Annotated in this window: 12 protein-coding genes; 5 read left to right on the top strand and 7 right to left on the bottom strand. The window is 34.6% G+C overall.

Translation table 11 applies throughout. The features are described from left to right. Positions 1 to 10: 10 nt before the first annotated feature. Both ACP7AQ_RS13560 and gcvP read right to left on the bottom strand, forming a co-directional pair. A complete protein-coding gene (locus tag ACP7AQ_RS13560) occupies positions 11 to 1,357 on the bottom strand; it encodes a M48 family metalloprotease (protein ID WP_426095840.1) in 1,347 nt (448 codons plus the stop codon). Between the two features lie 93 nt (positions 1,358 to 1,450). Further along, a complete protein-coding gene (gcvP, locus tag ACP7AQ_RS13555) occupies positions 1,451 to 4,300 on the bottom strand; it encodes an aminomethyl-transferring glycine dehydrogenase (RefSeq protein ID WP_426091903.1) in 2,850 nt (949 codons plus the stop codon). Between the two features lie 146 nt (positions 4,301 to 4,446). Between gcvP and ACP7AQ_RS13550 the strand changes: the two genes are divergently transcribed. Both ACP7AQ_RS13550 and ACP7AQ_RS13545 read left to right on the top strand, forming a co-directional pair. Next, positions 4,447 to 5,259 carry a hypothetical protein gene (locus ACP7AQ_RS13550; protein WP_426091902.1) on the top strand — a complete coding sequence of 271 codons (813 nt, stop codon included), beginning with the start codon at positions 4,447 to 4,449 and terminating at the stop codon, positions 5,257 to 5,259. Between the two features lie 125 nt (positions 5,260 to 5,384). Further along, on the top strand, positions 5,385 to 6,500 hold the full coding sequence (locus ACP7AQ_RS13545; RefSeq protein WP_426091901.1) for an ATP-binding protein: 1,116 nt from the start codon (positions 5,385 to 5,387) through the stop codon (positions 6,498 to 6,500). On the opposite strand, the gene ACP7AQ_RS13540 is transcribed toward ACP7AQ_RS13545, so the two are convergent. The 3 genes from ACP7AQ_RS13540 to ACP7AQ_RS13530 form a co-directional block, all read right to left on the bottom strand. After that, positions 6,481 to 6,999, bottom strand: coding sequence for an SRPBCC family protein (locus tag ACP7AQ_RS13540; protein ID WP_426095839.1), 519 nt, complete (start codon positions 6,997 to 6,999; stop codon positions 6,481 to 6,483). The genes ACP7AQ_RS13545 and ACP7AQ_RS13540 overlap by 20 nt on opposite strands. Next, the gene (locus ACP7AQ_RS13535) at positions 6,999 to 7,712 is read right to left on the bottom strand and encodes a YqjF family protein (protein ID WP_426095838.1); all 714 of its coding nucleotides are present in this window, start codon (positions 7,710 to 7,712) and stop codon (positions 6,999 to 7,001) included. The genes ACP7AQ_RS13540 and ACP7AQ_RS13535 overlap by 1 nt, the downstream gene beginning before the upstream one ends. Positions 7,713 to 7,801: 89 nt before the next feature. Next, positions 7,802 to 9,829: a M3 family metallopeptidase gene (locus ACP7AQ_RS13530; protein ID WP_426095837.1), complete on the bottom strand. Its 2,028-nt coding sequence runs from the start codon at positions 9,827 to 9,829 to the stop codon at positions 7,802 to 7,804. A gap of 225 nt (positions 9,830 to 10,054) precedes the next feature. Here ACP7AQ_RS13530 and ACP7AQ_RS13525 point away from each other — a divergent pair, with 225 nt between their 5' ends. Beyond that, the gene (locus ACP7AQ_RS13525) at positions 10,055 to 10,726 is read left to right on the top strand and encodes a hypothetical protein (RefSeq protein ID WP_426063413.1); all 672 of its coding nucleotides are present in this window, start codon (positions 10,055 to 10,057) and stop codon (positions 10,724 to 10,726) included. Between the two features lie 47 nt (positions 10,727 to 10,773). On the opposite strand, the gene purE is transcribed toward ACP7AQ_RS13525, so the two are convergent. Both purE and ACP7AQ_RS13515 read right to left on the bottom strand, forming a co-directional pair. Beyond that, complete coding sequence (gene purE / locus ACP7AQ_RS13520; protein ID WP_426091896.1) at positions 10,774 to 11,256, bottom strand: 5-(carboxyamino)imidazole ribonucleotide mutase; 483 nt, start codon at positions 11,254 to 11,256, stop codon at positions 10,774 to 10,776. A 57-nt stretch (positions 11,257 to 11,313) separates the two neighbouring features. Beyond that, positions 11,314 to 12,471: a 5-(carboxyamino)imidazole ribonucleotide synthase gene (locus ACP7AQ_RS13515; protein ID WP_426095836.1), complete on the bottom strand. Its 1,158-nt coding sequence runs from the start codon at positions 12,469 to 12,471 to the stop codon at positions 11,314 to 11,316. A 216-nt stretch (positions 12,472 to 12,687) separates the two neighbouring features. Between ACP7AQ_RS13515 and hpt the strand changes: the two genes are divergently transcribed. Together hpt and ACP7AQ_RS13505 are read left to right on the top strand one after the other, a co-directional pair. Beyond that, positions 12,688 to 13,218 (top strand): hypoxanthine phosphoribosyltransferase, encoded by a 531-nt coding sequence (gene hpt, locus ACP7AQ_RS13510; RefSeq protein WP_426063417.1) that lies wholly within the window; start codon positions 12,688 to 12,690, stop codon positions 13,216 to 13,218. A gap of 12 nt (positions 13,219 to 13,230) precedes the next feature. Continuing rightward, positions 13,231 to 13,803, top strand: a complete 573-nt coding sequence (locus tag ACP7AQ_RS13505) for an adenylate kinase (RefSeq protein WP_426095835.1) — start codon at positions 13,231 to 13,233, stop codon at positions 13,801 to 13,803. Positions 13,804 to 14,021: the final 218 nt, after the last annotated feature.

The raw sequence follows: 14,021 nt of genomic DNA, 5'->3' as shown, positions 1-14,021 counted from the left end.
TTGATTAGTATTAATTTTTATTTAATCCCTTGAAAAAAGTATATGCATTTTGAAATTCCGTATCGTTTTTGGATATCAATTCATTTTTTTGGCAAAAATAATAACCAATTTTTTTTAGGTCTTTTAGTTCAATATTGTTTAAAAATAATCTTATTTGGTTGATGTATATTTCCTCGGAAAAAGAGTTTATCGGACCTACATATTTTCCGAAAACATGATGTTCTTTTAAAAGATATACTTTTTTCAATAAATTAGACACTTGACTAATGAAGGTCTTTTGGTCCAATTCATTTTTTTCATGCAGTGCTAATAATTGATACAAAGCAAAGTCTAATTTTGAGGTGTCTAAAAATATTTTAATGCTGTTGTCAACTGTTTTTTGCTTTATCAAGGCTATTTTATTGTCATTTGAATTTGTAGCGGTAATATTATAATTCTGAAGAATATTGTTGATACGAAATGGAATGTCTGGGTGCGTTTTTAAGGAATCTTTGTCAAGAGTAAAATCATTTGAGCTTTCAGTAGTATCAAACATTTTGTCTTCATTCTCAATCCATACGTCTTTAAAAGGATATTCTTTATAATTAAAATTTTGTTTTAAATTTATTGGATTATTAAAAATTATACCGTCAGTCAACTCCAGTTTTTTTAAAATATTTAAAGAAGCCTGCTGGTTGAATTTTGTGTTTTTAAACAAAGTAAAGCCAAGGGAATCAGCTTGGGTTTCTGAACTTCGACTTCTTTTCATAAAATTAAAGTTCAAATCCTTCAGTAATAAAGTTACAGCAGATCTTCGTCCATACTTTTTATTAAAGGCGCTATTAAGTTGCTGTTTAACAACCTTCGAGCTGAACGTTTTGATGTATTCTTCGAGCGTTTTGTCAGTATGTTTTAAAATATGGTGTGCTAATTCATGACAGATAATAAAAGCCATTTCGTCATTATTTTCAATAAGCGTGAATAAACCTAAATTAATGGAAAATATTCCGTTTCCATGGCAGGCAGCATTAGGAATTAAAGATTTATTGATCAAAAAATAAAAATCTTTCGTGTCAATTTGGGGATTTGAACGGTATATTTCAGCAACTATTTCTTGAAGAAATCCAGTAAGGGTTGGGTCAAAAATAAATGTGCTATCCTTTACATTTTTTAAAAATGAAACTTTTCTTTCTAAAAGTATTTCCTTGACTTTCTTTCTTTGATTAACACCAAACTCATTTATTTTATTATTCGTAATTTTAGTAAGGTAATTTTCTAACGAATCAATGCTCTTAGGAGAATAACTAAATTCATAAGATTGGGCTTGACAGGTTCCGAAATAAGATAGTAATAGAAATAATATGATTTTTGTTCTCATAATACACTTGTAAGAATTGTTTTGCTAATACAAGTATAATAAAAATACCCCGATTTATCGAGGCATTTTTTTTTTTTTTGAGCAAATCTAAAATTAGCTTTCCATGTAGGCTTCAATTGGAGCGCAAGAACAATTTAAATTTCTGTCGCCATACGCTTCATCTACTCTACGAACCGTAGGCCAGAATTTATTCTCGGCAATGTATTCTAAAGGAAATGCTGCTTTTTCACGTGTGTATGGAAAATTCCAGTTATCAGTTGTAACCATCATCAAAGTATGTGGCGCATTTTTCAATACATTATTAGGATTATCTACTGTAGCAGTTTCAATTTCTTTTCGTATCGCAATCATAGCGTCACAAAAACGATCTAACTCTTCAAGATTTTCACTTTCAGTAGGTTCAATCATTAAAGTTCCGGCAACAGGAAAGGAAACCGTTGGAGCATGAAATCCATAATCCATTAAACGTTTTGCAATATCTGTCACTTCAATTCCTTTTTGTTTAAAAGGTCGACATTCCAAAATCATTTCGTGTGCCGCACGACCCATTTCTCCTGAATATAACGTATCATAATGACCGTTTAATTTCTCTTTGATGTAGTTTGCGTTTAAAATTGCATATTCAGTAGATTGTTTCAAGCCTTCGGCACCAAGCATACAAATATATCCGTAAGATATTAAGCAAACTAATGCTGATCCCCAAGGTGCTGCAGAAATTGCCGTAATAGCGTTTTCTCCACCTGTTGGAATTATTGGGTTGGTAGGTAAAAACGGTACTAATTGTGGAGCAACACAAATTGGTCCTACTCCTGGTCCACCGCCTCCGTGAGGAATAGCGAATGTTTTGTGTAAGTTCAAGTGACAAACGTCAGCACCAATAGTTGCAGGATTTGTTAATCCAACTTGGGCGTTCATGTTCGCGCCATCCATATAGACTTGCCCACCGTTATCGTGAATCAATTGTGTAATTTCTCTAATCGCGCTTTCAAAAACACCGTGAGTTGAAGGATAAGTTACCATTAAACAAGAAAGATTGGCTGCGTGCAAAAGTGCTTTTTCACGCAAATCTTCCACGTCAATATTTCCGTTTTCCAATGTTTTAGTAACCACAACTTTCATTCCGGCCATCGCTGCCGAAGCCGGGTTTGTTCCGTGCGCTGATGATGGGATTAAAGCAATATTTCTATGGTGATCTCCTCTTGATTGGTGGTACGCACGAATTACCATTAATCCGGCGTATTCGCCTTGAGCACCTGAATTAGGTTGTAATGTTGTTCCGGCAAAACCAGTAATGACGTTTAGCTGATGTTCTAATTTAGCCAACATTTCCTGGTATCCTTGTGCCTGATCAAGCGGTGCAAACGGGTGAATGTTATTCCATTGTGCCATGCTTAAAGGCAACATTTCTGAAGCGGCATTCAGTTTCATGGTACAAGAACCTAATGAAATCATTGAATGATTCAGCGCTAAATCTTTTCTTTCTAACATTTTGATGTAACGCATCAAAGCTGTTTCTGATTGGTGTTTATTAAAAACATCGTGTTGTAAAAACGTTGATGTTCTGTTTACGTTTTCAGGAAAATGATTGGTTTCGGACAAACTTTTAATGGTGTTTACCGCAGTACCATTTGCGGAAGCGAAAACAGCAATAATTTTATTTAAATCGGTAATACTTACTGTCTCGTTTAGAGAAATTGAAATCGTATTATCGTCAATGTAATAGAAATTAATTTCGTTTTCTTCAGCAATTGTTTTTACTTTTTTGGCATCAGCCTTTACAACTATCGTATCAAAGAAAGCGGTATTGGTTTGTTGATAACCTGATTTTTCTAGAGCGTTTGCCAATGTCGCTGCCGAAGCGTGTACTTTATCAGCTATGTATTGTAAGCCTTTTGGACCATGATAAACGGAATACATTCCTGCCATAACTGACAATAAAACCTGCGCTGTACAAATGTTTGATGTTGCTTTATCACGTTTAATGTGTTGCTCGCGGGTTTGTAACGCCATACGCAAAGCGCGATTTCCATCAGTATCAACAGTTACACCGATGATTCTTCCCGGCATACTTCTTTTGTATTCGTCTTTTGTAGCAAAATAAGCAGCGTGTGGTCCACCATAACCTAACGGAATTCCGAAACGTTGTGTTGTTCCAAGAACTACTGCAGCGCCCATTTCTCCCGGTGGAGTTAGTTTTACTAAACTCAAAATATCAGCGGCAACAGCTACTTTTATCTCGTTTTCAGCAGCTTTCGCGATAAATTCAGCGTAATCATAAACTTGTCCAAATTTCCCTGGATATTGAAGGATTGCTCCAAAATATTCCGAGGAAAAATCGAATGTTTCATGGTTTCCAATAACTAATTCAACTCCAATTGGCGTCGAACGTGTTTGTAAAACCGATAAAGTTTGTGGGAATATTTCTTCAGAAACAAAAAATTTATTGATATTTTTTTTCTTTTGGTCGCGAGAACGAACGTCAAAAAGTAATGCCATTGCTTCTGCAGCGGCAGTTCCTTCGTCCAATAAAGAAGCATTAGCGATTTCCATTCCGGTCAATTCGATAACCATCGTTTGGAAATTCAGAATTGCTTCCAGACGACCTTGCGCGATTTCGGCTTGATAAGGTGTGTAAGCAGTGTACCATCCCGGGTTTTCAAAAACATTTCTTTGAATCACCGCAGGAATAATGGCGGCATTGTATCCTAGACCAATGTAGGATTGAAAAACTTTATTTTTATTCCCTAATTTCTGAATGTGATTTGCAAACTCATATTCGGTCATTGCAGGTTCTAAATCTAAATCAGATTTTAAACGAATGTCACTTGGAATCGTTTCTTGAATTAATTGTTCCAGTGTTCCTGCTCCAATTGTCTTCAACATGTGTTCTAGATCATTTTCTCTTGGGCCAATGTGTCTTAATGCAAAAGCGTCTGTTTTCATTGTATATAAAATGGGTTGTGTGTTTCTAGTTTTAAAGGCTGTAAAATTAAATATTAATATGCTATTAATTGCCTTTTTTAACGTGATTTTCTGTGAATTTTTCAACTAAAAGCCGTTCTTATTAACACTTTGATTAATTTTGTCTAATGAGGTTTTTTAAACTAATATTCAATTTTTATGTAAATGGTAGCATCCACGTGGCTTTGTCGTGTTACGCCTTGGTGCGAATGACGCAATATATGTTCCACATTCCTGAAGGTGATGCAGTTGCTAACTTTGTTTTTTTTGGTACTATTGTAGGATATAATTTTGTAAAATATGATGCTTTGGCTCGAGCCAAAAAAATACAAATGCGGTCAGAACTTAAAATAATTACTTTGTTCAGTTTTTGTTCGTTTATTTTGGTTGGCTTTTATTTTTTTCAGATGGAACGCGTTACCCAAATTGTTGCCATTGCGTTTTTGAGTATTACGTTGCTGTATACGCTGCCCTTTTTTCCGAACAAGAAAAACGCGAGAAATTGGGCCGGTGTCAAAATTTATATTGTGTCATTGTGTTGGGTGGGAGTCACGTTGGGATTACCAATTTTAGATTCGGCAATACCAATTACTCCAGACTTTTATTTAAAATGCTTGCAGCGCTTTATTTTGATTTTCGTGTTAGTTCTGATTTTTGAAATCATTGATTTGGCAAATGATGATCCGCATCTTAAAACAGTTCCGCAACAAATTGGAGTAAAGCACACCAAAATATTGGGATTGATACTTTTGATTCCATTTTATTTATTGGAGTTTTTTAAAAGTAATTTGGATAAAAACCAATTGATTATAAACTTCATTTTAGTGCTGATGATTTCGTTGTTTTTAATTTTTGCCAATGAAAAACGGTCAAAGTATTACACTTCTTTTTGCGCAGAAAGCATTCCAATTGTTTGGTGGTTGTTACTATTGTTATTTTAAAAAACACTTAATTGGTGAATACGTTCACCAATAATAGTATTAATGTGGTGAATACGTTCACCAATAACAGTATTAATTTGGTGAATAGAATATATTAGTAGTGTATTTGAATAAAATTCACAGTCATGATTGTTAGAGATATAACCCCAGTAATAAAGAATGATTTTAATAATGGAAAAGTTATAGTATTGATAGGCCCGCGTCAAGTAGGTAAAACTACATTGGTGAATTCTTTGTTGAAGGATATTCCGTTTCTGTTTCTTGATGGCGATGATGCAGTTGTGTCAGATACTTTTGCAAATGCAAAGACAGAAACCTTAAAAAATATTATTGCGAATTATAAATATGTCTTTATTGATGAGGTGCAACTCATTCCTAACATTGATCTGAAATTAAAAATTATTGTTGATCAAATCAAAAATGTACAAGTAATTGTTAACGGCTCTTCAGCTTTTGATATTAATTATGTTACTCAAGAGCCATTGACGGGTCGGAAATTTGAATACCGTTTGTATCCCATTTCATGCAATGAATTTGAGAGTAATGTTGGGTTTATAAAAGCGCAACAACAATTGGAGTTGCGGTTGCTTTATGGTATGTACCCTGATGTCATAAATAACTTTGGAAATGAATATGAAATTTTAAAAAATCTTGTTTCCAGTTACTTATATAATGATGTTTTGAGCTTAGCGGGTATTAGAAAATCGGAGGTTTTACAAAAAATTTTACAGGCATTGGCTTTTCAAGTTGGTAGTGAGGTCAGCTATAATGAAATTGCACAATTAGTTGGTGTGGATAAAAACACAGTTAATAACTACATAGATTTGCTGGAGAAAGCTTTTGTGATTTTCAGGTTAAATAGTTTTAATAAAAATTTAAGAAATGAAATAAAGTCGAATAGAAAAATCTATTTCTACGACAATGGTGTTCGAAATATGTTGATTGGAAATTTCAATTCTTTAGAATTTCGTCAAGACAAAGGAGCTATATGGGAAAATTTTCTAGTCTCGGAGCGACTTAAGACGCTGTACTATACCCAAAGTTTATCAAAACCTTATTTTTTGAGAACCACGCAGCAACAGGAAATAGATTATATTGAAACCAATGCTGATGCGGTAAAAGCTTTTGAATTTAAATGGTCTTCAAATAAAAAAATCAAATTACCTAAATCATTTCAAGATGCCTATCAACCAAGTTTTTTGGTGATAAGTAAAAAGAATTTTAGGGAATTTCTGAAATAATGTTATTTTTTTGGCTGTAAACATCCCGATTGTTTACTGGTTGTAATAGCTTACTTTCAGAAAAAGCTTTCAACACTTTGTTTCTTTCGAGAATAAAATTAATCAAATGATTTTTTAGAAACAAAAAATCAAACAATTCACCAAAAACACCATAGGGAACTTCGTAAAATACTTTGTCTTTCATGATAGTTAGTCCATTTTTTTCGTAAAAAATATGTTCATGACGGAAGGATTTGAATTTTCCTTCCTCCATTTCATCCACAAAATAATCATACTGATTCATTGCTGTTATTCGGCTTTTGTGCGTCAGATAAAAACCAAAATGTTTTCCGCGCCAAGTCACCGTTTGATTGTAATTTATCAATCCAGAAGTGACTCCGTCAATGGCTGTTTCGTTTGTAGGACTGGCAGATTTTTGGTGAAAATCGATGTCTCTGGAAACGTCAAAAACAGTTTGTATGGGAGCTTTTATTTTGGTCCTAATTTTTATTCTGGTCATTACATTTTTATTTTTCGTTTGTCTTCAATTGTAATTTTTGAGCCAATGGCCAGAAATACAGATGTAGGTTTTAAATCTTTGATAAAAGCAAATTCTTTTCCGTAAACGCCTTCAAAATCAATTACTGACTCGTTCTTAATTACTTCAAATTGTTGCCATCTGGGATGCGTAACTTGGTATTCAAAAGTTGAATTTTCATTGATTTTGGTGTAGCCAAAATAATGCTCCGTGATAAACTCAGCTTCAGAATCGGGTTCAATTGCAACGGGATCAATATTGGTTTCTACATGAATAGTATTCCAGTTATTGTTTACCTTCCATTGGTATGTAAATTCTCGGGAGTTTTCATTCACTTTCAAAGTATGTTTCATAGGTAGCGTTCTGTAATGCTCATAGTAAAACATATTCGCGACAAGTGTAATAGCATGTTTTGGAACAATTTCGCTGATAAAAACCGCACCTCTTTTCCATACTCCATTTTCTAAACGTCTCACATAAAACCGAAGATTGACCTCTTCAAAATCAGAATGAAGCGGGATTTTCATTCCCAAAACGCGCACGTTTTCAAATAGGAATCCAATAAAACTAACATAACATTTGCCGTTCCAGAAATCGATTTCCGTTCCTTTTGGGACATATTTTTCCAAAATTTGAGGATTGACTTCATAATTAATCATTGCTAAATTATTCCATTCGGCTTTTAAAAAACTCATATTTTGTTGGATTTTAATATTTTGTAGGTATGTTGAATATTTATTAAAAAACCCGAAGCCTGATACTCCCGTTTTTAAAATATTTAGAATTATACCAATCCGGCTCTTTTCAGTAATGCTTCCGGTTTAGGTTCCTGTCCTCTAAAGCGTTTGTACAAAATCATCGGGTGTTCTGTTCCGCCTTTTGAGAGTACGTTTTCTTTAAACTTGGTTGCGACTTCTTTATTGAAAATACCTTTTTCCTGAAAATATTCAAAAGCATCTGCATCCAGAACTTCGGCCCATTTGTAACTGTAATAACCGCTTGAATAGCCTCCTTGAAAAATATGGGAAAAAGAAGTACTCATCGCGTTTTCTTTTACATCAGGATACAATTGTGTTGCTGCAAATTGTTCGTTTTCAAAAGCTTTGATGTCTTTGATGTTCGAAGGATCTTCAGCGTGCCATCCCATGTCCAGTAATCCTAAACTCAATTGGCGCATCGTTGCCATTCCTTCCTGGAAACTTGCGCTTTCCTTGATTTTATGGACTAATTCCATCGGAATTATTTCGCCAGTTTCAAAATGATATGCAAACAAAGCTAAAGCTTCCGGTTCATAACACCAGTTTTCAAGAATCTGACTTGGTAATTCCACAAAATCCCAATATACCGAGGTTCCGGATAAACTTGGATACGTGGTGTTGGCTAACATGCCGTGCAACGCGTGACCAAATTCATGAAACAAAGTTGTTACTTCGTTAAAAGTTAATAAGGATGGTTTTGTTTCGGTAGGTTTCGTGAAATTGCATACAATGGAAATATGCGGCCGTTCATTAATTCCTTTTTTGATGTATTGTGATTTAAAAGAAGTCATCCAAGCACCGTTTCGTTTGCCTTTTCTTGGAAAGAAATCAGCATAAAAAACAGCAACCAGTTGGGCGTTTTCATCTTTTACTTCGTACGTTTTTACTTCTTCATGGTATTTATCTACTTCAAAAATTTCTTCAAAAGTGATTCCGTATAATTTTTGCGCTACTGCAAAAGCACCGTCCAAAACTTTTTCTAATTGAAAATACGGTTTCAGTATTTCATCATCCAAGTTGAATAGTTGTTGTTTTAATTTCTCAGAGTAATAGGCACCGTCCCATTTCTCGAGTTGCTTAATTCCGTGTAACTCTTTTGCGAAAGCGGTCAATTGTGCAAATTCTTTTAAAGCTGCCGGTTTGGCTTTTTCCAATAAATCATTCGAGAATGTTTTTACTTTCTCCGGACTTTCTGCCATTCGTTCTTCAAGCACAAAATGAGCATGAGTAGCGTAACCTAAAACTTGCGCTCTGTCAAAACGCAATTTGGCAATTTTCAATACGATTTCCTGATTGTCAAATTCGTTATTTTGAAAACCTTTGGCGCCAAAAGCAATTACTATTTTCTTACGCAATTTGCGATTGTCAGCGTACGTCACAAACGGAACATAACTTGGATAATCTAAAGTAAAAACCCAACCTTCTTTTTCTTGGCTTTTAGCCAAAGAGTGAGCGGCTTCGATAGTTCCTTCCGGTAAGCCGGCTAAATCTTCTTTATTTGTAATTTGTAATTGATAGGCTTGAGTTTCGGCTAATACATTTTCGCCAAACTGCAAACTCAATTTCGATAATTCTTTGTCAATTTCTCTTAATTGATTCTTTTTGTCTTCCGGTAAGTTTGCTCCGTTTCTGGAAAAGCTTTTGTATTTTTTCTCCACAAGCGTGGTTTGTTCCGCATTGAGATTAAGTTTTTCTCGTTGCTCATAAACGGTTTTTACTCGAGCAAATAAATTAGGATTAAGGCGAACGTCATTTCCAAATTCAGATAATAACGGTGAAACTTCCTGAGCGATTTTTTGAATTTCGTCATTCGTTTCTGCTGAATTCAAATTAAAAAAAATGCTTGAGATTCGGTCTAAAACATCGCCGCTGAATGCCAATGCTTCAATCGTGTTTTCGAAAGTGGGATTTATTGGATTTTGTACAATTGCATCGATTTCGGATTTTGCCAATTCGATTCCTTTTTGGAAAGCGGGAAGGAAATCTTCGTTTTTAATTTTCGAAAAAGGTGCTGTATTGTATTTTGTATTGAAATGGTGGGTTAAGATGCTCATTTGTATTTTTGATAAAATAATTCCATGTTTAAAAATATCAAATGTACGGATTTAATAAAAAAAACTAGGTTGTCCAAGCAATTGATTTCGTTCAAAGTAGCGGAGGTAATTGTGTTATTTAAATGTTATTTATTTCGTTTGCCCGTAATAAAGTCCTAAATTGTACAACAAATGATTGGTTTTGGAAACAAGTAATCAGAAGATAAAATTAATAGTAAAAGAAATATGAAGTATCAAATCACAATAAATAGCGCTAATACAGTAGATGAAATTGAGGAATATTGGACAAATGAAGATTACATCAACCTGTTAGAAAAGTTCGATTATCCGGATGCTTCGGATGCTGATCCTGCCACTTTAAGAGAATTGTTGTTTATGGCAATAAGCGATTTTGAACCCAGAGATGCCGCTGTTGTCGTATTAGAATATAAGTTGTCAGAGGATTTGAATGAAGGTCAGATTCAACAAATTTCAAATGATATGTTTCTCGATAAAGTTTGTGAAGAATATCCGGAAATAGGATTGCATGCAAAATTGTTTCATATCAATCAATTGCTTTTTAAAGCATACAATGGAAAGTTTCCCAATGCAAAAGCAACAATCGTAACGCTCACAATCGCGCCATTAGAAAGTGAAAACAAGATTCAATTGACCAAAGAATATGTGCTTAAATTATTGAGTAAAGGATTGTCTGATGGTAATCTTATCAAAAGATTGTTTGATCAGGCGATGAATGAAAATGCTCCTTTCCCAGAAGCAGAGGATGTTTTGTGGGATTTGACAACTACGGATACTTTGAATTATACCATTCTCACTTCAGAATATTGGTTAAATAAGGAGGATATAATCGCTTCGGAATTTGAAGGAATTTTAGAAATAGCAGCTGAGGCTGAATGATAAAAGACAGGATTTAAATTTAAAAAAGCTCCGTAAAGGAGCTTTTTCTATTTTTGGAGACTTTCAGCAGCGATGTTTACGGCTTCTTTCAATCCTGTTTTATACTTAATGACTTTCTCCAATACACTTTTGTTGTGACTTCCTATGATTTGAGCGGCAAGAATTCCGGCGTTTTTAGCACCGTTAAGCGCAACTGTTGCAACGGGAACTCCGCTTGGCATTTGAAGAATGGATAAAACACTGTCCCAACCATCAATGGAATTACTTGATTTTATGGGAACGCCAATTACAGGAAGTGGCGACATTGAAGCGACCATCCCAGGCAAATGTGCAGCGCCACCAGCGCCGGCAATAACAACCGATATGCCGCGGATGTGTGCATTTTGGCTGAAATCAAATAGTTTTTCAGGTGTTCTGTGTGCCGAAACGATATCGACTTCTGTTTCTATATTGAATGCTTTTAGGATATCTATGGCTTCTTGCATAATAGGCATATCGGATATGCTTCCCATTATTACGGCTACTTTCATTGTTTTTTTTCGTTTAAAGTTTAAAGTTGCATACTGCGACTGAACACTGATTACTATTTAATGACCACTGATTACTCGAATCGTATTCTTCACCTCTTCAGCAATTCTTCGTGCTTCGTTGATGTCTTCATTTACGATGGTGACGTGACCCATTTTTCTGAAAGGACGCGTTTGTTTCTTCCCGTAAATGTGCGGTGTTACACCATTCCATCCTAATATTTTTTCGATATTTTCATAAATCACATCTCCAGAAAATCCTTCGGAACCGACTAAGTTTACCATAATTCCGGCGACTTTACTGTCCGTATTTCCCAAAGGCAAATCAAGAATGGCACGCAGATGGTTTTCAAATTGCGATGTGTAGCTGGCTTCAATCGAATAATGACCCGAATTATGAGGGCGTGGAGCCACTTCATTCACGAGGATTCCATCATCTTCGGTCTGAAACATTTCAACGGCTAATAATCCCACATGATTGAATTTTTCGGAAACATTCAGTGCTACTGCTCTAGCTTTTTCGGCTACTTTATCATTAATTCGAGCGGGACAAATCACATATTCCACTTGGTTGGCTTCCGGATGAAATTCCATTTCCACGACAGGATACGTTTTTATTTCGCCTGATGGATTGCGACAAACAATAACGGCCAATTCATTTTTGAACGGAACCATTTCTTCGGCAATGCATTCAACATTAGCTAAATTATCCAAATCTGAAATATGCCGAATCACTTTTACACCATTTCCATCATACCCAAATTCGGTACATTTCCATACAAATGGCAGTTTTGTTTTTGAATCCAATATAGAAACGACAAGACTTTTAAGATCGTCAAAACGTTTGTAACTAGCGGTTGGTATACTATGCTGAATGTAAAAATCTTTCTGAATTCCTTTGTTCTGAATCAGTTTCAACGTTTTTGGCGATGGATATACTTTCAATCCTTCTTCTTCTAGTTTTAACAAAGCATCCAGATTTACCAGCTCAATTTCGAAAGTCAAAACGTCCACTTTTTTACCAAAATTATAAACCGTTTCAAAGTCCATTAAATCTCCTTTGAAAAATTGGTCACAGGCAATTTTGCAAGGTGCTTGGTCACTTGGATCCAAAACGTAGGTTTGTATGTCGAATTTTCGGGTATCAAACAACAGCATTTTGCCCAGTTGTCCGCCACCGAGAATTCCTAATTTGAAAGCTGAAGAAAAATAATTCATTGTTTAGTTGTATGTTTAGGCAAAGATACTTTATAATGATTGAATAGGGAAATCCTATTTTATTTTCTTCGGAATTTCTCTTATGACTTTTATGATTGTCAATAAATTTTAGCATGTTTTTTTATGAAATTTACTTAAAAATACAAATTAAGGCCCAAGTATCAATTCACAAATCCGAATTCTATATCTTTGCACATTATTTTAAATACAAAAATAATGATACAACTTCTCGATAAACAATTTGTTCCGTTTATTTCTGCTAAAGAAATAGAATTTGCCTTGACAAAAATGGTTGCCCTGATAGAAGACGATTTTGCTGATGAAATACCAGTATTTGTAGGTGTTCTGAATGGTGCTTTTATGGTTGTTTCTGATTTTATGAAACTATATAAAAAACCATGTGAAGTATCTTTTATAAAAATGGCTTCTTATGAAGGAACTTCTTCAACAAATCAAGTGAAACAATTGATCGGACTCAACCAGGATTTGACTGGACGTTCGGTTATTATTATAGAAGATATTGTAGATACCGGTAACACATTGGTGGAATTGAAAGAATTGTTCAAGCAACAAAATGTAAAACATTTTAAGATAGCGACGCTTTTTTTCAAACCGGAAGCCTACACTAAAGACATTAAAATAGATTACGTTGGAATCCGAATTCCAAATAAATTTATTGTTGGTTTTGGCTTAGATTATAATGGATTAGGAAGAAATTTACCCGAAGTATATAAACTAAAAGAATAACTACACATCAACATGACTAACATTGTTTTATTTGGAAAACCAGGAGCTGGTAAAGGAACTCAGGCGGAGTTTTTGAAAGAAAAATATAGATTAAAGCATATTTCTACTGGTGACGTCTTCCGTTTTAATTTAAAAAACGATACAGAATTAGGCAAACAGGCAAGAGTTTATATGGATGCCGGCGATTTAGTGCCGGATGAGTTGACTACTAAAATGTTGATTGATGAGGTAAATAAACATCCGGATACCAACGGAATTTTATTTGACGGATATCCAAGAACAATCTCGCAAGCCGAAGCATTAGACGCCTTTCTTATTTCAATTGGTTCTAATGTTGCTGCAACAATTGCGCTAGAAGCTGATGATGAAATCTTGATCCAGAGATTATTGGAAAGAGGAAAAACAAGTGGTAGAATAGACGATCAAGATGAAGAAAAAATCAGAAATCGCTACCAGGAATACAATGAAAAAACGGCTCCTTTAATGGAATATTATCAGGAGCAAGGCAAATTTCATGCAGTAAACGGAATAGGTTCAATTGCGGAAATTACCGAAAGAGTAAGTAGAGTGATAGATAATTTATAGGAGCAATTCCAGCTGTACATTACAAGTCCTCAATAAAAAAAATATTTTTCTAAGTCATAAAAGGAGCTTCCTTTGGTCGCTCTTTTTTGCCAAGAAAAAGTAATTTTTTTATCTCCGGGCTTTTCACTGCCATCAGGGCTAAATGATGAGGTGGCAAACAACTGTTTTCTAAAATAAAAATTTAGGAATCACATTTTAAGATATAAACGAATCAATTA

Origin of the sequence: Flavobacterium sp. DSR2-3-3, assembly GCF_049896585.1 — a bacterium.
Classification (GTDB): Bacteria; Bacteroidota; Bacteroidia; order Flavobacteriales; family Flavobacteriaceae; genus Flavobacterium.
This window is presented reverse-complemented; position numbering and strand designations above follow the sequence as displayed.